Source organism: Klebsiella sp. 2-CIP_Kleb. (assembly GCF_050378715.1).
GTDB classification, from domain to species: Bacteria; Pseudomonadota; Gammaproteobacteria; order Enterobacterales; family Enterobacteriaceae; genus Klebsiella; species Klebsiella quasipneumoniae.
In genome coordinates, this window is sequence record NZ_JBNRLG010000007.1 from 219,167 (window position 1) to 240,020 (window position 20,854).

Genomic DNA, 20,854 nt, shown 5'->3' on the forward strand with positions numbered 1-20,854 from the left:
CAGACTGTTAAAAGTGGGGAACCAGGTTCGCCTTCTGGATGTTACTCAGCGCGAACACTTCATCTTTGCCTTCGACGGTTACCGTGATCATTTCACCGTCTACCGCTTTGATAATGCCCTGCCATTTGCGACGGTTCTGAACCGCCATGCGCAGCACCAGCGCAACTTCTTCGCCAGTGAAACGTTGATAGTGTTCGGCGGTGAACATCGGACGGTCGAGACCAGGCGAAGAGACTTCCAGGTTGTAAGCGACAGTGATCGGGTCTTCGACATCCATGACGGCGCTTACCTGGTGGCTCACATCAGCACAATCATCAACGTTGATGCCATCTTCACTATCAATATAGATGCGCAGTGTGGATGTGCGACCGCGAATAAATTCGATGCCGACCAGCTCAAAGCCAAGCGCTTCAACCGGCGCAGTGAGCATCTCTGTCAATTTTTGCTCTAATGTGGACAAACCCACCCCCAAGACATAAAAAAAGGGCGTATAGCCCAGTTATTCTGAAGTCAGATAACAAAAAACCCCGATAAATCGGGGCTTTAGATAACTGAACCCTGAGATCGCCATGGCGATCTGGAACACCTTCCGCAAGAATTCTTTCAAATTCGGCTACGAAGGACACCTAGTCCTCACAGTATATTTGAAAAAGTACTTAATGGGAAAGTGGTTGCGGGGGCCGGATTTGAACCGACGACCTTCGGGTTATGAGCCCGACGAGCTACCAGGCTGCTCCACCCCGCGCCTGAAACGTGGCATATTTTACTCTTTTTGAGCAAAAGACGCAAATACTGCTGGGATTTGGTACCGAAGACGGGACATAAAATCGGGATGAATTGTAACGGCAACTAGTATATTTTGTCAACATGCATTTTAGCGCCCCCGATTGCCGTTTGTGCTGGTATTTCAGGCTTTTTTAGCAAAAAGATGATGAAGCCCTTCCTGTCGCCAGTAAAAGATGGTTAAATGAATACTCACAATTAATGCATAAAAATGCAGTTAAGGTTGTTGGGTCGAACTCACCACAGTCTATCGAGCAGGGTTTTATTTTATGACGACGATTCTCAAGCATCTCCCGGTTGGTCAACGTATTGGTATCGCTTTCTCTGGTGGACTGGATACCAGCGCCGCGCTGTTATGGATGCGCAAAAAAGGCGCCGTGCCTTATGCATATACCGCTAACCTGGGTCAACCGGACGAAGACGACTACGATGCTATTCCGCGCCGCGCGAAAGAGTACGGCGCCGAAGGTGCCCGTCTGATCGACTGCCGCAAACAGCTGGTCGCAGAAGGGATCGCCGCGATTCAGTGTGGCGCTTTCCATAACACCACTGGCGGGTTGACCTATTTCAACACCACGCCGCTGGGCCGCGCGGTCACCGGCACCATGCTGGTAGCGGCAATGAAAGAAGACGGCGTTAACATCTGGGGCGATGGCAGCACCTATAAAGGCAACGATATCGAACGTTTCTATCGCTACGGCCTGCTGACCAACGCTGAACTGCAGATCTACAAACCGTGGCTGGACAGCGATTTCATCAATGAACTCGGCGGCCGTCACGAAATGTCCGAATTTATGATCGCCTGCGGCTTTGACTACAAGATGTCGGTCGAGAAAGCCTATTCCACCGACTCCAACATGCTCGGCGCTACCCACGAAGCGAAAGATCTGGAGTTTCTGAATTCCAGCGTCAAGATCGTCAACCCGATTATGGGCGTGAAGTTTTGGGACGAAAACGTGAAGATCCCTGCGGAAGAAGTCACCGTACGCTTTGAGCAAGGCCACCCGGTGGCGCTGAATGGCAAAACCTTCGCCGATGACGTTGAAATGATGCTGGAAGCCAACCGCATCGGCGGTCGTCACGGCCTGGGCATGAGCGACCAGATCGAAAACCGCATTATCGAAGCGAAAAGCCGCGGCATTTATGAAGCCCCGGGGATGGCGCTGCTGCATATCGCCTACGAGCGTCTGCTGACCGGTATTCATAACGAAGATACTATCGAGCAGTATCACGCTCACGGTCGCCAGCTGGGCCGTCTGCTGTATCAGGGCCGCTGGTTCGATTCCCAGGCGCTGATGCTGCGTGATTCGCTGCAGCGCTGGGTCGCCAGCCAGATCACCGGCGAAGTCACCCTTGAGCTGCGTCGCGGCAATGACTACTCGATCCTCAATACGGTATCAGACAACCTGACCTATAAAGCAGAGCGCCTGACCATGGAAAAAGGCGATTCCATGTTTACCGCTGAAGACCGTATCGGCCAGTTGACCATGCGTAATCTGGATATCACCGATACTCGCGAGAAGCTGTTCGGCTACGCGCAGTCTGGACTGCTGAGCGCCTCCTCAGCGACGGGTTTACCGCAGGTTGAAAATCTGGAAAACAAAGGCAAATAATCGCCTGACGATGTTTACTCTCTCTGCCGGCGGCTCTCCGCCGGCTTTTTATTTTTTGTTACCAGTCAGCAGCAGAAAAATCGAAAAGAGGCATTTTTTCCTTATCACCCGGCCGGCAAAATTGTTGACTATAATAGCCTCAATTGATTAATTCATATCTGGTGATAAACATCATGAATATTAAACCGCCGATCAGGCCGCAAAAGGCCATTGACCGACTGATCGATGTGCTTGAGCCACACGCGACGCCCGTTAACGCGATCGCCAGAAAAAGACTAACGTGGGAATATAAAGGTAAGACCCAACTCTTTATTTTTAAAAAAGGCGAGCTGTCGATTATTCGTAATTCCGACAAGCTATTGATGGTGACCGTCTATGAGCCGCATCTGTTCGGCGTGGCGGAAATGCTGCAGCCCAGCCGCAGCCATAGTCTGCGGGCGGAGGTCTCTTCCGAACTGCTGCGTATCGATTATGACCTGGCGTCGGCGCTATTCCGTCAGCACAACCTGTGGGAAGAAGTTACCAGCCTGCTGGCTTATCATACCTCGTATATGGTATATCGTGACGATCTGGTCCTGCAGCAGCGAACCTATTCGGTGATCCGTAACCATCTGCTGGAAATGATGCTCTTAACCGAAGAGACTCGGCAGCGCGTGTCTATTCTGGAATATATTCAGGACCGGACCCATCTGTCGCGCAGCAGTATTCTCAATGTCTTGTCAGCCTTAAAGAAAGGCGGTTATATTGCCTTTGCCCGCGGCGGTTATTTGCAAAGTATCGCCTCGCTTCCGGAAAAATTCTAACCCGCGCCCGTCACCATCTTTTTGTCGTTATTCACCTTACTGTTGAAAATGTTTAAATTTAAATCAATAAACGCTAACGGTAAAAAAAGAAAAATTTTATGCTGAGTTCCTGAATTTACCGGTGGACAACATGTCCCTGAGATCAACCAGCAGACTGCCACTCACGGCGTTAACCGCCGGGCCTGCACCGGCTCAGGATATGCCACCGGAAATCGGCCAGGCGTGAGCAGCGGCAGCGGGAGTTGACCCCTCTTGTTTGCCGTCTGCAGCGACCATAACGATGAGATCCAAAAACCCGTTAATTTTGCCCGAACGCCCGTATCGGGCTTTTTTTTATCTGAAGGAATTCAACAATGAAGTCTATTGCTCCAAAAATGGTTGCCGTGATGATCGCTTTAGGGGCCAGCAGCGCTGCCTGCGCATCCGTTAACCTGCATGGTGAAGCCGGCGCCGAGTTTACCAATCTGTCCGCCAGCTTTGGTGCCGGGGAACCTGGCATGACGTTCAACACCCAGTGGGCCCACAGCGACAATGACGGGGACAGCGTAGGACTGGGAATGGGTTACAACTTTAACCTCGGGCCCTTTCTGATGACGCTGGGCGGTAAAGGGGTCTATTTGAACCCTAAAGATGGTGATGAAGGTTACGCTATCGCCGCAGGTGGCGGAGCAGAACTCCCACTCGGCCAGTACTTCACGCTCTTCGGTGAGGGTTATTACTCGCCGGACTCGATGTCCAGCGGCGTCGATGATTATGTGGAGGCCAATGCCGGGCTACGCCTTAACGTGCTTCCGTCGCTAAATATCGAAGCTGGCTATCGTTATATCGATATGGCGGGGAAAAATGGCAACCGCGACAACACCCTCGCCGACGGGGCCTATGCCGGGGTTAACTTCCGCTTTTAATCCATGCACAGGGATTGCCTTCCGGCAGTCCCTGTCTCATCTCAGCTGGTCAGCGGCACGCTTTTCAGTACACGGTTGATCTCCTGCAGACCAGCAACATTATTCTCTTTACGGTAAACGTCATTCATGGACGCCATCTGCTCCAGGCGGGTCAACGCGCCATACACCTGATATACCTCACTATGTCTGTCGAAAACATCGCGGCGCTCTACATCCTGCAAATAATGGCTTTTCAACGAATGATTAAGGCGACCAATCAGTGCCGTATTGTCCTGGAAATAGCGCGTCACCGCCTGGGCATTGTTCGCCGCAGTCCCCGGCTCACTGTGCGATACCGGTACGGTTAGCGTATTAATCGTCTCCACCGTTTTGGATGGCGATGTTGAACTGCATCCCGCTAAACCGAGCACGCCGGCGACGATAAGCAACCCGATCTTGTTCATTGTGTCACTTCACCTCTGTTAATTTGACGAGGCGACTTTAACGACAGCAAAAGGAGGGGACCAGCGAAGAGATGTTTATTAATAAATGACCGGTGGGGATAAAAACAAAAAAAGACGCTTTTCAGCGTCTTTTTTCTGGAATATTGGTACCGAGGATGGGACTCGAACCCACAAGCCCGTTAGGGCACTACCACCTCAAGGTAGCGTGTCTACCAATTCCACCACCTCGGTACAGAATACTTAGTGCGGGATATCGCTGGTCGGCTGAGCCGGCGCAGTTGGCTGAGTTTGCTCTGTTTTCGGCGCGCTCAGGTTATCCCACTCACTTCCTTTACTGGTCTTGTTGCTGTTGATGTTACCCAGCGCCAGACTGATGATGAAGAACAGCGCAGCCAGGATGCCGGTCATACGGGTCATGAAGTTACCAGAACCGCTGGACCCAAACAGTGTGCCGGAAGCGCCTGCACCGAAGGAGGCTCCCATATCAGCGCCTTTACCTTGCTGCAGCATAACCAGACCTACGAGGCCAATCGCTACAATAAGGAAAACAACCAAAAGAGCTTCGTACATAATCAACCTGTTCCTTGCGGATTCGCCGCATACCAAGTGCTTCGACCAATAAAGCGGGGCGTTTTAACGTTTCCCACTGAAGCGGGTGTGAATACTAACCAAAGCGAATGACCTTCGCAAGGGCAATTTCGACACATTGTATCAACTGCAGAAAAAAACAGCAAAAAGCCGGTATTCGATCATAAAAAAGGCGGCAAGCGCCGCCTTTTTAACCACTTAGCCAGCAAGCTTAGACGCTTTTTACCGCTTCGGCGATGCGATGCGCAAACTCGTGCACCTGATCTTCATGCTCGCCTTCCACCATGACGCGGATCAGCGGCTCCGTACCCGATTTACGCAGCAGGACGCGGCCACGCTTACCTAATGCCGCTTCTACTTCTGCGGTCACCGCTTTGACATGCTCATTCTCCAGAGGGTTGCCGCTGCCCTCGGTAAAGCGCACATTCACCAGCAGCTGAGGGAACATCTTCATGCCGCTGCACAGGTCATGCAGGCTCATGTGGTTGCGTACCATCGCCGCGACCACCTGCAGACTGGCGACGATGCCATCGCCGGTGGTGGTTTTATCCAGCAGGATCACATGGCCGGAGTTTTCCGCACCGATGCGCCAGCCTTTTTCCTGCAGCATCTCCAGCACATAGCGGTCGCCCACCTTCGCGCGGGCAAACGGGATGCCTAGCTGCTTGAGCGCCAGCTCCAGGCCCATATTGCTCATCAGCGTACCGACGGCGCCGCCGCGCAGCTGTCCCTGACGCAGCCCTTCCCGGGCGATGATGTAGAGGATTTGGTCACCATCGACTTTATTGCCTTCATGGTCAACCATGATCACCCGATCGCCATCGCCGTCGTAGGCAATGCCCAGATCGGCTTTTTCCGCCAGCACGCGCGCCTGCAGCGCCCGCACGTCGGTAGCCCCGACCTCTTCGTTGATGTTGAGGCCGTCAGGCTCACAGCCCATCGCGATAACCTGGGCGCCCAGCTCGCGGAATACATTAGGAGCGATGTGGTAGGTTGCGCCATGCGCACAGTCCACCACCACTTTCAGCGTGGAGAGGCTCAGTTCATTGGGAAAGGTGCCTTTACAAAACTCAATGTAGCGCCCCGCGGCATCGACGATACGGCTGGCTTTACCCAGCTCAGCCGAATCCACACAGGTGAGTTCTTTCTCCATTTCGGCTTCAATCGCCTCTTCCACATCATCAGGCAGCTTGGTGCCCTCAATGGAGAAGAACTTGATGCCGTTGTCGTAGAAAGGGTTATGTGAAGCGGAGATGACGATCCCCGCCTCGGCGCGAAAGGCGCGCGTCAGGTAGGCAATCGCCGGCGTCGGCATTGGCCCGGTGAACGATGCAGAGAGTCCCGCTGCCGCCAGCCCGGCTTCCAGCGCCGATTCCAGCATATAGCCCGAAATACGGGTATCCTTGCCGATGATAATTTTACGCGAGCCGTGGCGCGCTAACACTTTACCCGCCGCCCAGCCGAGCTTAAGCACAAATTCCGGAGTGATCGGCGCATCGCCGACGCGGCCACGAATACCATCGGTGCCAAAATACTTGCGGTTACTCATAACGTTTTTTTCCCTTAGCGGCGAGGGTGGCTTCCACCACGCGCAGCGCTTCTACCGTTTCTTTGACATCATGGACGCGGATAATCTGCGCGCCCTGCATTGCTGCTATGACGGCACACGCCAGGCTGCCGTTCAGCCGTTCCGACGGCCCAACGTTCAGCAACTGACCTACCATCGACTTACGCGACATACCGACCAGCAGCGGCAGACCAAAGTGATGAAACTCTCCCAGCCTGGCCAGCAACTGATAATTGTGGGTGAGATTTTTACCGAAACCGAATCCCGGGTCGAGCAGCAATTTTTCTTTTGCGATCCCCGCCTGTTCGCAGCGCACGATGTGTTCATTAAAAAAGCGCTCTACATCGGCGAAGACATCCTCATACTTCGGTGCCTCCTGCATGGTTTTCGGCTGTCCCTGCATATGCATCAGACACACCGGCAACCCGGTTTCCGCCGCAGCCTGCAGCGCGCCGGGTTCGGTCAGCGAACGAATATCGTTAATGATATGCGCCCCCGCTCGGGCCGATTCGCGGATAACCTCCGCTTTGGAGGTGTCCACTGAGATCCACACCTCAAAGCGCTGGGCGATAGCCTCCACCACCGGGATCACCCGCGCAAGCTCCTCTTCCACGCTAACCTCAGCCGCCCCTGGCCGCGTCGATTCACCGCCGATATCAATGATGGTCGCCCCGGCGTTGATCATCAGATTGGCATGCTTCACCGCCTCAATCAGCGAATTATGGGCGCCGCCATCAGAGAAGGAGTCAGGCGTCACATTAAGAATACCCATCACGTGGGGGTGAGAGAGATCGAGGGTTGAGCCCTGGGCTACAAGTTTCATCACAAAATCCCTGAGACAGAAGAGGTTAAAAAAGAAAAACCCCGGAGCGGGCGCCCCGGGGTTTTAAGGTTAAAACAAGACATCAACAGCGGCAGCTTATTTGTCGCCCAGCTGCTCTGACATGGTATTGCCCGGGTTCGGCGTACGCGGTTCATCAACCGGACGCGGCGCACGAGGCGTGCCATTGTTGTCAGAGTTGTTAGAAGAACCTGGTTCTTCCCAACCCGCTGGCGGACGAACATCGCGACGAGCCATCAGGTCGTCAATCTGCGGCGCATCGATGGTCTCATACTTCATGAGCGCATCTTTCATCGCGTGCAGAATATCCATGTTGTCGTTCAGCAACTGGCGAGCACGACCATAGTTACGCTCAATCAGCGATTTCACTTCCTGGTCGATGATACGCGCGGTTTCATCGGACATATGCTTCGCTTTCGCGACGCTGCGGCCGAGGAACACTTCACCCTCTTCTTCCGCATACAGCAGCGGACCGAGTTTGTCGGAGAAGCCCCACTGGGTCACCATGTTACGCGCCAGGTTCGTCGCCACTTTAATGTCGTTGGACGCGCCGGTAGAAACATGTTCCGGACCGTAGATAATCTCTTCCGCCAGACGACCGCCGTACAAGGTGGAGATCTGACTTTCCAGTTTCTGACGGCTGGCGCTGATCGCATCGCCTTCCGGCAGGAAGAAGGTCACACCCAGCGCACGACCGCGCGGGATAATCGTCACTTTGTGTACCGGATCGTGCTCCGGCACCAGGCGACCGATAATCGCGTGGCCCGCTTCGTGGTAAGCGGTAGACTCTTTCTGCGCTTCCGTCATCACCATGGAGCGGCGTTCCGCACCCATCATGATTTTGTCTTTCGCTTTTTCGAACTCAACCATCGAGACGACGCGTTTGTTGCCGCGGGCAGCAAACAGGGCCGCTTCGTTGACCAGGTTGGCCAGGTCGGCACCGGAGAAGCCAGGGGTACCGCGAGCAATGATTGCCGCATCGATATCCGGCGCCAGCGGAACGCGACGCATATGCACTTTCAGGATCTGCTCACGACCGCGAACATCCGGCAGGCCAACCACCACCTGGCGGTCAAAACGGCCCGGACGCAACAGCGCGGGGTCAAGAACGTCCGGACGGTTAGTCGCCGCGATAACGATAATGCCTTCGTTACCTTCAAAGCCGTCCATCTCAACCAGCATCTGGTTCAGGGTCTGCTCACGTTCATCGTGGCCACCGCCAAGACCGGCGCCACGCTGGCGGCCGACGGCGTCGATTTCATCGATGAAGATGATGCAAGGCGCTGCTTTCTTAGCCTGTTCGAACATGTCACGCACACGAGATGCACCAACACCGACGAACATTTCTACGAAGTCAGAACCGGAAATAGTAAAGAACGGCACTTTTGCTTCGCCAGCGATCGCTTTCGCCAGCAACGTTTTACCGGTACCCGGAGGACCGACCATCAGGACGCCTTTCGGGATCTTACCGCCCAGTTTCTGGAAGCGGCTCGGCTCACGCAGGTATTCCACCAGTTCGCCGACTTCCTCTTTCGCTTCGTCACACCCGGCAACGTCAGCAAAAGTGGTTTTGATCTGATCTTCCGTCAGCATACGGGCTTTGCTTTTGCCGAAGGACATCGCGCCCTTCCCGCCGCCGCCCTGCATTTGCCGCATAAAAAAGATCCAGACGCCGATCAACAGCAGCATAGGGAACCAGGAGATGAAGATGGAAGCCAGCAGGCTTGGCTCTTCTGGTGGTTCACCAACCACTTTGACGTTTTTAGTCAACAGGTTATCGAGCAGCTTCGGATCGTTAACCGGAATGTAAGTCGTGTAACGGTTACTATCTTTCTTGGTAACGTTGATCTCACGTCCGTTGATACGCGCTTCGCGAACCTGGTCCTGATTGACCTCTTGCAGGAAGGTAGAATAATCCACCTTGCGGCCATTCGACTCGCTGGGCCCAAAGCTCTGGAATACTGACATCAGCACAACGGCAATGACCAGCCAGAGTATTAGGTTTTTCGCCATGTCACTCAAGGGATTAACCTCTTATTACAACTGTGTTAAAAACAGCGTCAGGATACTCTATATCCAGTTTCTTTCAAACTTTCGTTTGAAATCTGCCGGTTATGGTTTACGCCCGGTCGCTACAATATACACTTCACGCGAACGAGCGCGGGAAGAGTCCGGCTTACGAACTTTGACCTTCGTAAACAGGGAGCGAATTTCTCGAAGATACTCATCGAAGCCTTCGCCCTGGAACACCTTCACTACAAAACTACCACCTGGCGCTAATACATCACGAGACATTTCAAGCGCCAGTTCTACCAGATACATAGCCCGGGGAATATCCACCGCCGGTGTTCCGCACATATTCGGCGCCATATCGGACATGACCACTTGTACTTTACTGTCGCCCACTCGCTCAAGTAACGCTTTCAGGACTAATTCATCACGAAAATCGCCCTGAAGGAAGTCCACACCAACAATTGGATCCATTGGTAAAAGATCGCAAGCGATGATGCGGCCGCTGTTGCCGATCTGCGTGACCGCATACTGCGACCAGCCACCGGGAGCAGCACCGAGGTCAACTACCGTCATCCCCGGCTTAAAAATTTTGTCACTTTGCTGTATTTCATCAAGTTTAAACCAGGCACGGGAACGTAACCCCTTTTTCTGTGCCTGTTGAACATATTTATCGCTAAAGTGTTCCTGAAGCCAGCGGCTTGAGCTGGCAGAACGCTTTTTACCTGTCATTTAACATTCCCGTTCGGGTTCATCGTACTTTACTGCGTAAAAATCGACGCGGTAGTTTGGCGATATATGGGAGATGGCGGTAGAATGACCCGTTTTCAATCCCAACGTAAGCAAAAAAATACGATGAATCTGAGTACTAAACAAAAACAGCACCTGAAAGGTCTGGCACATCCGCTCAAGCCGGTAGTTATGCTTGGCAACAATGGTTTGACCGAAGGGGTACTGGCCGAGATCGAACAAGCGTTAGGGCACCATGAACTCATCAAGGTGAAGATCGCCTCAGAAGATCGCGAAACTAAAGCCTTGATCGTGGAAGCCATCGTGCGCGAAACCGGCGCCTGTAACGTACAGGTCATCGGTAAAACGCTGGTTCTGTACCGCCCAACGCCAGAGCGTAAAATCTCGCTGCCACGCTAAGAATATCCTCAATCCCGACACAACTTTGTGTAAAACGAGGGATTTCTGTGGCCAGGCGAGCAAAATGCCATGCTCGTGACGTTGATAAAAGGCCGCTATGCGGCCTTTTTCCTTTCTTTACAATCTATAAACATCGTAGCGGGAAATACGCCTTACAGGTATTCAACCTTGGTAATTTCGTATTCCACTTCCCCACCTGGTGTGCGGATAGTCACGACGTCATCCTGCTCTTTACCGATCAGACCACGGGCAATCGGCGAGTTCACGGAGATCAGATTCTGCTTAAAATCAGCTTCGTCATCGCCCACGATACGGTAGGTCTGCTCCTCGTCAGTATCGAGGTTCAGCACACTGACGGTTGAACCAAAAATCACCCGGCCATTGTTCGGCATTTTGGTGATATCGATAACCTGCGCGTTGGACAGTTTCGCTTCGATGTCCTTGATACGCCCTTCGCAGAAGCCCTGCTGTTCACGCGCGGCGTGATACTCGGCATTCTCTTTCAGATCGCCGTGTTCACGGGCCTCAGCAATCGCGGCAATGATTTCAGGACGACGCACAGACTTCAGATAATCCAGTTCTTCGCGCAGTTTTTCAGCGCCACGTAAGGTCATCGGAATCGCTTGCATTAGTTATACCTCTTTATCATTCCTTCAGGGAACGGATAGCCCCGCTCCGCCACCTGTCCTGTACACGGGCAGGACACGAGCAAAAAGAAACCGACCCGGGAAACACTCCCCAGGTCAGCAGCAATTTTTCATTTGATAGGTATTTTAACCCGAAGTTCATTATGGGTCATCGTTTACTTTACTGGGCGTTGCACCGTAGTATGACGGCCTGGCTTCAGGTTGTTAGCGCGAGATTATGCGATTTCCCAGATTTATCATCGGATTGACTGCCGGTATAGCGCTTAGCGCTCAGGCGGCGAATATTGACGAGTACATCACCCAGCTTCCCGCCGGTGCGAACCTTGCCTTTATGGCGCAAAAGGTCGGCGCGTCGACGCCGGAAATCGACTATCACAGCCAGCAAATGGCACTTCCAGCCAGTACGCAAAAGGTCATCACCGCGCTGGCGGCGCTGCTGCAACTGGGGCCCGATTTTCGCTTCACCACCACGCTGGAAACCAAAGGCTCACTGGACGGCGGCGTGCTGAAAGGCGATCTGATCGCCCGCTTCGGCGGCGACCCAACGCTGAAGCGGCAGGATATTCGCAACATGGTGGCGACGCTAAAAAAAGCTGGCGTGCAGCGTATCGACGGCAATGTGCTTATCGATACCTCGGTCTTCGCCAGCCATGATAAAGCGCCGGGGTGGCCGTGGAACGACATGACGCAATGCTTCAGCGCTCCGCCTGCGGCGGCGATTGTCGACCGCAACTGCTTCTCGGTCTCGCTGTATAGCGCGCAGAAGCCGGGCGATCTCGCCTTCATTCGCGTCGCCTCCTATTATCCGGTCACCATGTTCAGTCAGGTTCGCACCCTGGCGCGCGGCTCATCGGAAGCCCAGTATTGCGAACTGGACGTGGTGCCGGGCGACCTCAACCGCTATACCCTCACCGGCTGCCTGCCGCAGCGTAGCGAACCGCTGCCGCTGGCCTTTGCGATACAGGATGGTGCCAGCTATGCCGGGGCGATCCTTAAAGCGGAGCTGAAGCAGGCGGGGATCGCCTATAGCGGCACGCTGCTGCGTCAGACGCTGGCCAATGAGCCCGGTACGGTATTAGCCACCACCCAGTCGGCGCCGCTGCACGATCTGCTGCGGATCATGCTGAAGAAATCCGACAACATGATTGCGGATACCGTTTTTCGTACCATCGGTCATGCCCGGTTCGGCGTACCAGGGACCTGGCGGGCAGGATCCGATGCCGTACGTCAGATCCTGCGTCAACAGGCTGGTGTTGATCTTGGCAACACCATCATCGCCGACGGCTCTGGCCTGTCGCGCCACAACCTGATCGCCCCGGCGACCATGATGCAGGTGTTGCAGTATATCGCCCAGCACGACACCGAGCTCAACTTCATCTCTATGCTGCCGCTGGCGGGCCATGACGGCTCGCTGCAGTATCGCGCCGGCCTCCATCAGGCGGGCGTCGATGGCAAAGTCTCGGCGAAAACTGGGTCACTGCAGGGGGTTTATAACCTTGCGGGCTTCATCACTACCGCCAGCGGGCAAAAGGTGGCCTTCGTGCAATACCTCTCCGGCTACGCCGTGGAGCCAGCCGATCAGCGTAATCGCCGCATACCGTTGGTGCGCTTTGAAAGCCGGCTTTATAAGGATCTGTACCAGAACAACTAAAAACAAAAGGGCCGCATCAGATGCGGCCCTTTTTGATCCAAAGAAGTCAGGATTAGCGTTTGTAGATGAATTCGACGCCTTCTTCGTCGTCTTCGTCCCAGTCGTCATCCCAGTCTTCGTCATCTTCCACTTCGGCTTCGGCCTCTTCAAGCTGCTGACGGTGATAGTCGTCCCACATAAACTCGACTTTCTCCGGCTTCTGCTCTTCTTCCGCCTGCACGATGGGGTTTTCGATGATGAAGGTCATCACGTCCCAGCACAGATCTTTCACGCCCTGCTGGCTGGCGGCGGAGATCAGGTAGAATTTCTCTTCCCAACCAAGCGCTTCAGCAATCGCCTTCGCTTTAGCTTCGGCTTCCGCTTTGTCCATCAGGTCAATCTTGTTAAAGACTAACCAGCGCGGTTTGGAGGCCAGCTTCTCGCTGTATTTCTCCAGTTCGCCGATGATGATGCGCGCGTTCTCAACCGGATCGGAACCGTCGATAGGCTCGATGTCGATCAAGTGCAGCAATACGCGGCAGCGCTCAAGGTGCTTGAGGAAGCGGATACCGAGGCCTGCGCCTTCCGCTGCGCCTTCAATCAGCCCCGGGATATCGGCGACCACAAAGCTCTTCTCGTTGTCCATACGCACCACGCCCAGGCTTGGTACCAGGGTGGTAAACGGATAGTCAGCCACTTTTGGCTTGGCGGCGGAGACCGCACGGATGAAGGTGGATTTACCGGCGTTCGGCATCCCCAGCATTCCGACGTCCGCCAGCAGCATCAGCTCCAGCTGCAGGTCGCGCTTATCACCCGGCGTACCCATGGTCTTCTGACGCGGGGTACGGTTAACGGATGATTTAAAACGGGTGTTGCCCAGACCGTGCCAGCCGCCCTTCGCCACCATCAGACGCTGACCGTGTTTGGTCATATCGCCCATGGTCTCGCCGGTGCCCTGGTCGATAACCCGGGTCCCGACCGGCACTTTTACCGTCACGTCTTTACCACGCTTACCGGTACAGTCGCGGCTCTGGCCATTCTGCCCGCGTTCGGCGCGGAAAGATTTTTCAAAACGGTAGTCGATCAGGGTATTCAGGTTCTCGTCCGCTTCCAGCCAGACATCGCCGCCGTCACCGCCATCGCCGCCGTCCGGGCCGCCTTTCGGAATATATTTCTCGCGGCGGAAGCTTACGCAACCATTGCCGCCGTCACCTGCTACGACCAGGATCGTTGCTTCATCTACAAACTTCATTTTACTCTCCGTAAATCATTCGCCTGAGCGGGGCAGCGGTACTACCGCCTCTCGCTTACGCCAACGTCCCCAAAGACGATGACCGATGGCGGAATACATCGCGCCCGCAACCACGACAAACGCACCGAGATAACCAATCAGGTTTAACATCGGTCTGGCGAAAACATCGGGCCAGGCCATTGATAATAAATCAGAAAACAGTAGCGTAAACAGTGGCGTCAAGGTGATTAACGCGCTGACCTGCGCCGCCTGCCAGCGCGCCATGGCTTCCGCCAGCGCGCCGTAGCCGACCAGGGTATTTAGCCCGCAAAAAATCAGGCATGCCAGTTGCCAGCTGCTTAACCGGGATATCACCCCAGGCTCAGCGAGCGGCAGTAATGCAATCGTACATAAAGTGTACAGCAAAAATAGTATCTGCTGCGATGCCAGACGGCGCAATAACACCTTTTGCGCGACGCCGTAGCTTACCCACACCGTGGCGGCAGCAACGCCGAAAATTACCCCCCACGTGTAGTCCGTCAGGCGGGTAAAGATTTCAATCAGGCTGGTGTTGAAGAACATCACCAGCCCGCTGAGCAGCATCAACGCGCCCACCACCTGGGTGCCGCGCATGCGCTCTTTCAGAATCACGACGCTAGCCACCATCATGCCCACCGGCGATAGCTGGCCGATGACCTGAGAAGCCGTGGGGCTGAGATACTGCAGGGAAGAACTGAACAGAATGAAGTTACCGAACAGACCGCCGGTGGCAATCGCTAATAAGACCAGCCAGCGCGGCTTGCGAAAAATCCGCAGCGGCGGCAGTTTGCCTTTGATCGCGAGGATCGCGCCAAGGCCAATACTGGCCATCAGGAAGCGATAAAACACCACCGTTGGCGGCGCCATCACCTCAAGAACCTGCTTCATTGCAATCGGCAACGCTCCCCAACACATCGCGGTGGTAAGCGCCAGAATAATGCCAATCCCAGCCTGCTGCTTCATGCCTGTTTCCCTGCAAAAATTTTCCGGTAGACGAATGTAAAAAGCCCCGCAACGTGTTGCGGGGCTTTCATCCGTTACCGGGACGCGAAAAACTTATTCAGCAACGATGCTGATGAATTTACGGTTTTTCGGGCCTTTAACTTCGAACTTGACTTTACCGTCAGTCAAAGCGAACAGAGTGTGGTCACGGCCGCAACCAACGTTGGTGCCAGCGTGGAATTTGGTACCACGTTGACGAACGATGATGCTACCTGCCAGAACTGCTTCACCGCCGAAACGTTTTACGCCCAGACGTTTAGCTTCTGAATCGCGACCGTTACGAGTCGAGCCGCCAGCCTTTTTATGTGCCATTTAAATCTACTCCTCAGGTCTTAGGCGCTGATGCCAGTGATTTTCACATCAGTGAACCACTGACGATGGCCCTGCTGCTTACGATAGTGTTTACGACGACGAAACTTAACGATTTTAACTTTCTCGCCACGACCGTGAGCAACAACTTCAGCTTTGATTACGCCGCCCTCAACGAAAGGAACGCCGATCTTGATTTCTTCACCGTTTGCGATCATCAGCACTTCAGCGAACTCAACAGCTTCGCCAGTTGCGATGTCCAGCTTTTCCAGGCGAACGGTCTGACCTTCGCTTACTCGGTGTTGTTTACCACCACTTTGGAAAACCGCGTACATATAAAACTCCGCTTCCGCGCACCTCTTCGTGTGATTCAGAGTGCGCTATAAATATTCACAATAGGGCGCGAATATTACGCAAAACGCGAGCCTTTGACAAGAGCGATTAGCGATCAATGCAGAAAAAAAACACAACTTTCACGACAACGTTTATCTACGGCAATTTTTCAGTACAATCATATCTTCTTTTAATTCTGTCTTAATCCTTCTGTGATCCCACCTGGATTCATGGTAACAGGACATTTGGCCCGGCTTTTGCGATGAATTTAGAAAAAATCAATGAGTTAACCGCGCAAGATATGGCGGGTGTCAATGCGACGATTCTTGAGCAACTCAACTCCGATGTTCAGCTTATCAATCAGTTAGGCTATTACATCGTCAGCGGCGGCGGCAAACGCATTCGCCCGATGATTGCTGTGCTCGCCGCGCGCGCGGTGGGTTATCAGGGGAGCGCGCATGTCACCATTGCTGCGCTGATTGAATTTATTCATACCGCCACCCTGCTGCATGACGACGTCGTCGATGAGTCTGATATGCGTCGCGGCAAAGCCACGGCAAATGCGGCGTTTGGCAATGCCGCCAGCGTGCTGGTCGGCGATTTTATCTATACCCGCGCCTTTCAGATGATGACCCAGCTGGGCTCGCTGAAGATCCTCGAGGTCATGTCGGAAGCGGTGAACGTCATTGCCGAAGGCGAAGTGCTGCAGCTGATGAACGTCAATGACCCGGATATCACGGAAGAGAACTACATGCGCGTCATCTACAGCAAGACGGCGCGTCTGTTTGAGGCAGCCTCGCAGTGTGCGGGACTGCTGGCCGACTGCACTGCGGAAGAAGAGCGCGCGTTGCAGGATTATGGCCGCTATCTCGGCACCGCTTTCCAGCTGATCGACGATTTACTCGATTACAGCTCCGACGGAGAGCGGCTCGGTAAAAACGTCGGTGACGACCTCAACGAAGGCAAACCGACGCTACCGCTGCTGCACGCCATGCACCATGGTACCGCCGATCAATCGGCGATGATCCGCGGGGCTATCGAGCAGGGCAACGGCCGCCATCTGCTGGATGCCGTCCTGGAAACGATGGCTGCCTGCGGTTCGCTGGAGTGGACGCAGAAACGTGCTGAAGAAGAAGCTGACAAAGCGATTGCCGCGCTGCAGATTCTCCCGGACACCCCCTGGCGTGAAGCCTTGATCGGGCTGGCGCATATCGCGGTTCAGCGCGATCATTAATCCCCTCTCCCTTCCCGCGCAGTGCGCGGGAAAGTTCCAGTAAAAATCCATTCCCTACCGTAAATTTCCCGATATCTTGATACATTCTGAATATTCCGACGCTTTAACAGAACTTGTTAGAACCTTACCTGGTGCGCGGGTATAGTGTCTCCGTTGCCCATATGGGCCGTTCAGGATCTTTATCACCAGGAGAATTTATGGATAAGTTCATCGACTGGCATCCCGCAGATATTGTTGCTGGATTACGTAAACGGGGAACATCGCTGGCGGCAGAGTCGCGACGGCACGGTCTGAGTTCTTCAACGCTGGCGAACGCCCTGACCCGCCCCTGGCCGAAAGGCGAATTAATCATCGCCACGGCGCTGGATACACAGCCATGGGTCATCTGGCCGTCACGCTACCATGATCCGGTAACGCATGAGTTTATCGACAGAACGCAGATGATGCGTCAGAAGAAGATGGACAAGTGATGGGATTATGCGACAAGGACCCGGGAGAGACACCCGGGCCCTGTCAGGACGCGATTACTCGCCTTTCACGCGCTGAATATTGGCACCCAGCGCCTGCAGTTTATCTTCGATACGCTCATAGCCACGATCGATATGATAGATGCGATCGACGATGGTGGTTCCCTCAGCGATACAACCTGCCAGCACGAGGCTCGCCGAAGCACGCAAATCGGTCGCCATCACCTGCGCGCCCGAAAGCTGCTTCACGCCATGACAGATCGCGGTATTGCTCTCGATCTCCGCGTGAGCACCCATACGGATCAGTTCCGGAATGTGCATAAAGCGGTTTTCAAAGATCGTTTCGGTGATCACGCCGGTCCCTTCCGCGACCAGGTTGAGCAGCGTGAACTGGGCCTGCATATCGGTCGGGAAGCCCGGATGCGGCGCGGTACGCACGTTAACCGCTTTCGGACGGTTGCCATGCATATCAAGGCTGATCCAGTCTTCGCCCGTTTCGATGTGCGCTCCGGCGTCGCGCAGCTTTGCCAGTACGGCATCGAGGGTATCTGGTTGCGCGTTACGGCAGAGGATCTTGCCGCCGGAAATGGCTGCGGCCACCAGGAAGGTCCCGGTTTCAATACGGTCCGGCAGCACACGGTAAACGCCGCCGCCCAGACGCTGCACGCCTTCGATAGTGATGCGATCGGTACCCTGGCCGCTGATTTTTGCGCCCAGCGCGTTAAGGAAGTTCGCGGTATCGACGATCTCCGGCTCGCGAGCGGCGTTTTCGATAATCGTCGTACCCTCGGCGAGGGTCGCTGCGCTCATGATAGTGACGGTGGCGCCGACGCTCACTTTATCCATCACGATATGCGCGCCTTTCAGACGACCATTGACCGAAGCTTTTACATAACCTTCTTCCAGTTTGATCTCGGCGCCCAGCTGTTCCAGGCCGCTAATATGCAGATCGACCGGACGCGCGCCGATGGCGCAGCCGCCAGGCAGAGAGACTTGTCCCTGACCGAAACGCGCCACCAGCGGCCCCAGCGCCCAGATAGAGGCGCGCATGGTTTTCACCAGATCGTACGGAGCACAGAATACATCGACCGGGCCGGCGTCAATCCACACCGAACCATTGCGCTCTACCTTCGCGCCCAGCTGACTCAGCAGCTTCATGGTGGTATCGATGTCTTTCAGCTTAGGTACGTTCTGGATCTCTACCGGCTCTTCGGCAAGCAGCGCGGAAAAGAGGATTGGCAGGGCGGCGTTTTTTGCACCGGAGATGGTGACTTCGCCCTGAAGGCGAGTCGGCCCCTGAACACGGAATTTATCCATTGATTCTGTTCTCTATTAAAAATTCACATACGCTGCAGGGGATCCCCCACAGCTTAGAAGCCATTTAGTTTGCGGTCTCGCGCCCACTCCTGCGGAGTAAAGGCCTTGATCGACAGCGCATGGATGCGGTTGTCAGCAATATATTCCATCAGCGGCGCGTAGACGCTCTGCTGCTTTTTAACCCGACTCATGCCATCGAACATCTCACCCACAGCAATAACCTGAAAGTGGCTGCCATCGCCAGAGACGTGGACTTCCTGGAGGGGGAGTGCGTTCATCAGCACGGTCTGAATTTCATGATTTTCCATGGGCTCAAATTTATCTGATAGTGAAAACAGCCCAACATCTTAGAGGAAAGTGGCGCGGTCTTAAACAAGCAAAAAGCCCCGGCGAAAAGATTGCCGGGGCTTTCGGAATAGCTTCAGCGCTAAGTCACTGAAAAGATTATGGGATCATATCGACAGGCAGGTTGTAAAGACCGACCAGCGTTTGCAGATTTTCGCTCTTGCCGATCAGCTGCGCTTCCCGGCCCTGGCGGCGAATCAGCGCCACAAAATGCATTAACAGCGCCAGGCCCGCTGTGTCCACGCGCGTGGTCTGACTGAGATCGATGATCGCTGTCCCCGCCGTCGCCTGGGCGCGTGCCTCCCAGAGCGGGACCAGCAGATCCTGGTCCAGCTCTCCGTGCAGCGCCAGCGTCTCGCCATCACGAGTCCAGCTCAGCTGCCCGCTCATTATTTTTTCTGTTCCAGGGTGATCGGCTGAGCGGAGATCGCTTTCAGCTGCGCGGTCAGGCCATCAACACCCTTGGTACGCAGCAGGTCGCTCCACTCGTTTTGTTTGGTGGTGATCATGCTGACCCCTTCCGCAATCATATCGTAGGCCTGCCAGTTGCCGGTCTGGGTATTTTTACGCCACTGGAAGTCGAGACGTACCGGCGGACGGCCGTTCGGGTCGATGATAGTGACGCGGATCGGAATGATGGTCGCGCTGCCCAGCGGCTGTTCCGGGGCAATCTGATAGGTCTGACCATGGTACATTGCCAACGCCTGGCCATAGGCCTGCTTCAGGTATTCACGGAAGGCGGCAAAATAGGCTTCACGCTGCGCCGGGGTTGCTTCTTTGTAATAGCGGCCCAGCACCAGCGCGCCGGCATACTTCACCTGCACATAAGGCAGAAGCTCCTGGTCGACGATGTCGCGCAGATAGTTAGGGTTGGCCTTGATCTTCGGCTGTTCATTCTTCAGGCGATCGAAGGTTTTCTGCGCCGCTTCATTCATCAGCTTATACGGATTGGACTGGTCTGCCGCCTGGGCGGCGGTCAGCGGGGCAATCACCAGCATGGCGACCATGAGTAAGCGTTTAAACATATCGTGTTTCTCCTGAAATTAATGCGTCGTGCCGGCTGCCGGCGTCGCGTCAGTATGACCTTCTGCCTCGGCCTTATCATTGCCAGAATTCTGATTGTCGCCGCCCTTACTGTTATAAAGGAACTGACCAATCAGATCTTCCAGCACCATAGCGGACTTGGTGTCCTGGATAGTACCGCCGTCTTTAAGAATAGTCGTCCCGAGGTCCGGGTCTTCAAAACCGACGTTCAGCGCCAGATACTGCTCGCCCAGCAGGCCAGAGGTGCGGATCGCCAGCGAACTGGTATCCGGGATATGGTTGTAGCGCTCATCGATATCGAGCTCCACGCGCGGCAGATAGGTTTTCGGGTCGAGGGTGATGTCCGCCACGCGGCCAACAACCACACCGCCGATGCGCACCGGCGAGCGTGCTTTCAGGCCGCCGATATTATCGAAGGTCGCGTAAAGACGGTAAGTCGGCTCGGTACGTAGCGAGGTGACGTTCGCCGCCTTCAGGCAGACAAACAGCGCCGCCAGCAGCGCCACCAGTAAGAACACCCCTACCCAGATTTCATTTTTTTTCGTTTGCATGAA

The 20,854-nt window shown here is 54.7% G+C and carries 24 protein-coding genes and 2 tRNA genes; 7 read left to right on the plus strand and 19 right to left on the minus strand.

Annotated features, from left to right (window positions below; translation table 11 throughout):
- Positions 1-7 precede the first annotated feature (7 nt).
- Positions 8-460: a ribosome maturation factor RimP gene (rimP, locus tag ACQUTP_RS21150; protein ID WP_002918364.1), complete on the minus strand. Its 453-nt coding sequence runs from the start codon at positions 458-460 to the stop codon at positions 8-10.
- Between the two features lie 208 nt (positions 461-668).
- Positions 669-745 (minus strand) — tRNA-Met (locus ACQUTP_RS21155).
- A gap of 307 nt (positions 746-1,052) precedes the next feature.
- Between ACQUTP_RS21155 and argG the strand changes: the two genes are divergently transcribed.
- From argG to ACQUTP_RS21170, 3 genes are all read left to right on the plus strand, one after another.
- On the plus strand, positions 1,053-2,396 hold the full coding sequence (argG, locus tag ACQUTP_RS21160) for an argininosuccinate synthase (protein WP_004144895.1): 1,344 nt from the start codon (positions 1,053-1,055) through the stop codon (positions 2,394-2,396).
- 173 nt (positions 2,397-2,569) lie between these two features.
- The gene (locus tag ACQUTP_RS21165) at positions 2,570-3,199 is read left to right on the plus strand and encodes a winged helix-turn-helix transcriptional regulator (RefSeq protein ID WP_004206175.1); all 630 of its coding nucleotides are present in this window, start codon (positions 2,570-2,572) and stop codon (positions 3,197-3,199) included.
- Between the two features lie 353 nt (positions 3,200-3,552).
- Positions 3,553-4,104: a YfaZ family outer membrane protein gene (locus ACQUTP_RS21170; RefSeq protein WP_004206177.1), complete on the plus strand. Its 552-nt coding sequence runs from the start codon at positions 3,553-3,555 to the stop codon at positions 4,102-4,104.
- A 41-nt stretch (positions 4,105-4,145) separates the two neighbouring features.
- Here ACQUTP_RS21170 and ACQUTP_RS21175 read toward each other — a convergent pair whose 3' ends face one another.
- The 7 genes from ACQUTP_RS21175 to rlmE form a co-directional block, all read right to left on the minus strand.
- Positions 4,146-4,394, minus strand: a complete 249-nt coding sequence (locus ACQUTP_RS21175) for a hypothetical protein (protein ID WP_025999211.1) — start codon at positions 4,392-4,394, stop codon at positions 4,146-4,148.
- Positions 4,395-4,691: 297 nt separating this feature from the next.
- Positions 4,692-4,778: transfer RNA gene (locus ACQUTP_RS21180), tRNA-Leu, on the minus strand.
- A gap of 9 nt (positions 4,779-4,787) precedes the next feature.
- Entirely contained in the window at positions 4,788-5,117 is a 330-nt protein-coding gene (gene secG / locus ACQUTP_RS21185; protein ID WP_002918369.1) for a preprotein translocase subunit SecG, read from the minus strand.
- A gap of 229 nt (positions 5,118-5,346) precedes the next feature.
- A complete protein-coding gene (glmM, locus tag ACQUTP_RS21190) occupies positions 5,347-6,684 on the minus strand; it encodes a phosphoglucosamine mutase (RefSeq protein ID WP_004206179.1) in 1,338 nt (445 codons plus the stop codon).
- Positions 6,677-7,525, minus strand: a complete 849-nt coding sequence (gene folP, locus ACQUTP_RS21195) for a dihydropteroate synthase (RefSeq protein ID WP_004206182.1) — start codon at positions 7,523-7,525, stop codon at positions 6,677-6,679. The genes glmM and folP overlap by 8 nt, the downstream gene beginning before the upstream one ends.
- Before the next feature lie 96 nt (positions 7,526-7,621).
- Complete coding sequence (ftsH, locus tag ACQUTP_RS21200) at positions 7,622-9,556, minus strand: ATP-dependent zinc metalloprotease FtsH (RefSeq protein WP_004206183.1); 1,935 nt, start codon at positions 9,554-9,556, stop codon at positions 7,622-7,624.
- Positions 9,557-9,655: 99 nt separating this feature from the next.
- On the minus strand, positions 9,656-10,285 hold the full coding sequence (rlmE, locus tag ACQUTP_RS21205) for a 23S rRNA (uridine(2552)-2'-O)-methyltransferase RlmE (protein ID WP_002918373.1): 630 nt from the start codon (positions 10,283-10,285) through the stop codon (positions 9,656-9,658).
- 123 nt (positions 10,286-10,408) lie between these two features.
- On the opposite strand from rlmE, the gene yhbY reads away from it, so the two are divergent.
- On the plus strand, positions 10,409-10,702 hold the full coding sequence (gene yhbY, locus ACQUTP_RS21210; protein WP_002918374.1) for a ribosome assembly RNA-binding protein YhbY: 294 nt from the start codon (positions 10,409-10,411) through the stop codon (positions 10,700-10,702).
- A 152-nt stretch (positions 10,703-10,854) separates the two neighbouring features.
- Here yhbY and greA read toward each other — a convergent pair whose 3' ends face one another.
- The gene (greA, locus tag ACQUTP_RS21215; RefSeq protein WP_002918375.1) at positions 10,855-11,331 is read right to left on the minus strand and encodes a transcription elongation factor GreA; all 477 of its coding nucleotides are present in this window, start codon (positions 11,329-11,331) and stop codon (positions 10,855-10,857) included.
- A gap of 235 nt (positions 11,332-11,566) precedes the next feature.
- Here greA and dacB point away from each other — a divergent pair, with 235 nt between their 5' ends.
- Positions 11,567-13,000 (plus strand): serine-type D-Ala-D-Ala carboxypeptidase, encoded by a 1,434-nt coding sequence (dacB, locus tag ACQUTP_RS21220; protein WP_004206185.1) that lies wholly within the window; start codon positions 11,567-11,569, stop codon positions 12,998-13,000.
- A gap of 52 nt (positions 13,001-13,052) precedes the next feature.
- Here dacB and cgtA read toward each other — a convergent pair whose 3' ends face one another.
- From cgtA to rplU, 4 genes are all read right to left on the minus strand, one after another.
- A complete protein-coding gene (gene cgtA, locus ACQUTP_RS21225; RefSeq protein WP_004206186.1) occupies positions 13,053-14,231 on the minus strand; it encodes an Obg family GTPase CgtA in 1,179 nt (392 codons plus the stop codon).
- 15 nt (positions 14,232-14,246) lie between these two features.
- Positions 14,247-15,212, minus strand: a complete 966-nt coding sequence (locus ACQUTP_RS21230; protein WP_004206187.1) for a DMT family transporter — start codon at positions 15,210-15,212, stop codon at positions 14,247-14,249.
- Between the two features lie 93 nt (positions 15,213-15,305).
- Entirely contained in the window at positions 15,306-15,563 is a 258-nt protein-coding gene (gene rpmA / locus ACQUTP_RS21235; RefSeq protein WP_002434222.1) for a 50S ribosomal protein L27, read from the minus strand.
- A gap of 20 nt (positions 15,564-15,583) precedes the next feature.
- Complete coding sequence (gene rplU, locus ACQUTP_RS21240) at positions 15,584-15,895, minus strand: 50S ribosomal protein L21 (protein ID WP_002918379.1); 312 nt, start codon at positions 15,893-15,895, stop codon at positions 15,584-15,586.
- Between the two features lie 260 nt (positions 15,896-16,155).
- On the opposite strand from rplU, the gene ispB reads away from it, so the two are divergent.
- On the plus strand, positions 16,156-17,127 hold the full coding sequence (ispB, locus tag ACQUTP_RS21245) for an octaprenyl diphosphate synthase (protein ID WP_004206188.1): 972 nt from the start codon (positions 16,156-16,158) through the stop codon (positions 17,125-17,127).
- 197 nt (positions 17,128-17,324) lie between these two features.
- Positions 17,325-17,597 carry a DNA-binding transcriptional regulator SfsB gene (sfsB, locus tag ACQUTP_RS21250; RefSeq protein WP_004206189.1) on the plus strand — a complete coding sequence of 91 codons (273 nt, stop codon included), beginning with the start codon at positions 17,325-17,327 and terminating at the stop codon, positions 17,595-17,597.
- Between the two features lie 54 nt (positions 17,598-17,651).
- Here the strand turns inward: sfsB and murA are convergent, their stop codons facing one another.
- The 5 genes from murA to mlaD form a co-directional block, all read right to left on the minus strand.
- Positions 17,652-18,911, minus strand: a complete 1,260-nt coding sequence (gene murA / locus ACQUTP_RS21255) for a UDP-N-acetylglucosamine 1-carboxyvinyltransferase (RefSeq protein WP_080847426.1) — start codon at positions 18,909-18,911, stop codon at positions 17,652-17,654.
- Between the two features lie 53 nt (positions 18,912-18,964).
- Entirely contained in the window at positions 18,965-19,219 is a 255-nt protein-coding gene (gene ibaG, locus ACQUTP_RS21260; RefSeq protein WP_004144910.1) for a BolA family iron metabolism protein IbaG, read from the minus strand.
- Between the two features lie 136 nt (positions 19,220-19,355).
- Positions 19,356-19,646: a lipid asymmetry maintenance protein MlaB gene (gene mlaB / locus ACQUTP_RS21265; RefSeq protein ID WP_004206192.1), complete on the minus strand. Its 291-nt coding sequence runs from the start codon at positions 19,644-19,646 to the stop codon at positions 19,356-19,358.
- Entirely contained in the window at positions 19,646-20,281 is a 636-nt protein-coding gene (gene mlaC / locus ACQUTP_RS21270; RefSeq protein ID WP_004206194.1) for a phospholipid-binding protein MlaC, read from the minus strand. The genes mlaB and mlaC overlap by 1 nt, the downstream gene beginning before the upstream one ends.
- Before the next feature lie 18 nt (positions 20,282-20,299).
- Positions 20,300-20,851, minus strand: a complete 552-nt coding sequence (gene mlaD, locus ACQUTP_RS21275) for an outer membrane lipid asymmetry maintenance protein MlaD (RefSeq protein WP_004206195.1) — start codon at positions 20,849-20,851, stop codon at positions 20,300-20,302.
- Between the last annotated feature and the right edge of the window lie 3 nt (positions 20,852-20,854).

Bases quoted from the DNA above. Each gene is read 5' to 3' on its own strand.
- argG (WP_004144895.1), top strand. From the start codon at position 1,053: ATGACGACGATTCTCAAGCATCTCCCGGTTGGTCAACGTATTGGTATC.
- ACQUTP_RS21165 (WP_004206175.1), top strand. From the start codon at position 2,570: ATGAATATTAAACCGCCGATCAGGCCGCAAAAGGCCATTGACCGACTG.
- ACQUTP_RS21170 (WP_004206177.1), top strand. From the start codon at position 3,553: ATGAAGTCTATTGCTCCAAAAATGGTTGCCGTGATGATCGCTTTAGGG.
- secG (WP_002918369.1), bottom strand. From the start codon at position 5,117: ATGTACGAAGCTCTTTTGGTTGTTTTCCTTATTGTAGCGATTGGCCTC.
- glmM (WP_004206179.1), bottom strand. From the start codon at position 6,684: ATGAGTAACCGCAAGTATTTTGGCACCGATGGTATTCGTGGCCGCGTC.
- folP (WP_004206182.1), bottom strand. From the start codon at position 7,525: ATGAAACTTGTAGCCCAGGGCTCAACCCTCGATCTCTCTCACCCCCAC.
- ftsH (WP_004206183.1), bottom strand. From the start codon at position 9,556: ATGGCGAAAAACCTAATACTCTGGCTGGTCATTGCCGTTGTGCTGATG.
- rlmE (WP_002918373.1), bottom strand. From the start codon at position 10,285: ATGACAGGTAAAAAGCGTTCTGCCAGCTCAAGCCGCTGGCTTCAGGAA.
- yhbY (WP_002918374.1), top strand. From the start codon at position 10,409: ATGAATCTGAGTACTAAACAAAAACAGCACCTGAAAGGTCTGGCACAT.
- greA (WP_002918375.1), bottom strand. From the start codon at position 11,331: ATGCAAGCGATTCCGATGACCTTACGTGGCGCTGAAAAACTGCGCGAA.
- dacB (WP_004206185.1), top strand. From the start codon at position 11,567: ATGCGATTTCCCAGATTTATCATCGGATTGACTGCCGGTATAGCGCTT.
- cgtA (WP_004206186.1), bottom strand. From the start codon at position 14,231: ATGAAGTTTGTAGATGAAGCAACGATCCTGGTCGTAGCAGGTGACGGC.
- ACQUTP_RS21230 (WP_004206187.1), bottom strand. From the start codon at position 15,212: ATGAAGCAGCAGGCTGGGATTGGCATTATTCTGGCGCTTACCACCGCG.
- rpmA (WP_002434222.1), bottom strand. From the start codon at position 15,563: ATGGCACATAAAAAGGCTGGCGGCTCGACTCGTAACGGTCGCGATTCA.
- rplU (WP_002918379.1), bottom strand. From the start codon at position 15,895: ATGTACGCGGTTTTCCAAAGTGGTGGTAAACAACACCGAGTAAGCGAA.
- ispB (WP_004206188.1), top strand. From the start codon at position 16,156: ATGAATTTAGAAAAAATCAATGAGTTAACCGCGCAAGATATGGCGGGT.
- sfsB (WP_004206189.1), top strand. From the start codon at position 17,325: ATGGATAAGTTCATCGACTGGCATCCCGCAGATATTGTTGCTGGATTA.
- murA (WP_080847426.1), bottom strand. From the start codon at position 18,911: ATGGATAAATTCCGTGTTCAGGGGCCGACTCGCCTTCAGGGCGAAGTC.
- ibaG (WP_004144910.1), bottom strand. From the start codon at position 19,219: ATGGAAAATCATGAAATTCAGACCGTGCTGATGAACGCACTCCCCCTC.
- mlaB (WP_004206192.1), bottom strand. From the start codon at position 19,646: ATGAGCGGGCAGCTGAGCTGGACTCGTGATGGCGAGACGCTGGCGCTG.
- mlaC (WP_004206194.1), bottom strand. From the start codon at position 20,281: ATGTTTAAACGCTTACTCATGGTCGCCATGCTGGTGATTGCCCCGCTG.
- mlaD (WP_004206195.1), bottom strand. From the start codon at position 20,851: ATGCAAACGAAAAAAAATGAAATCTGGGTAGGGGTGTTCTTACTGGTG.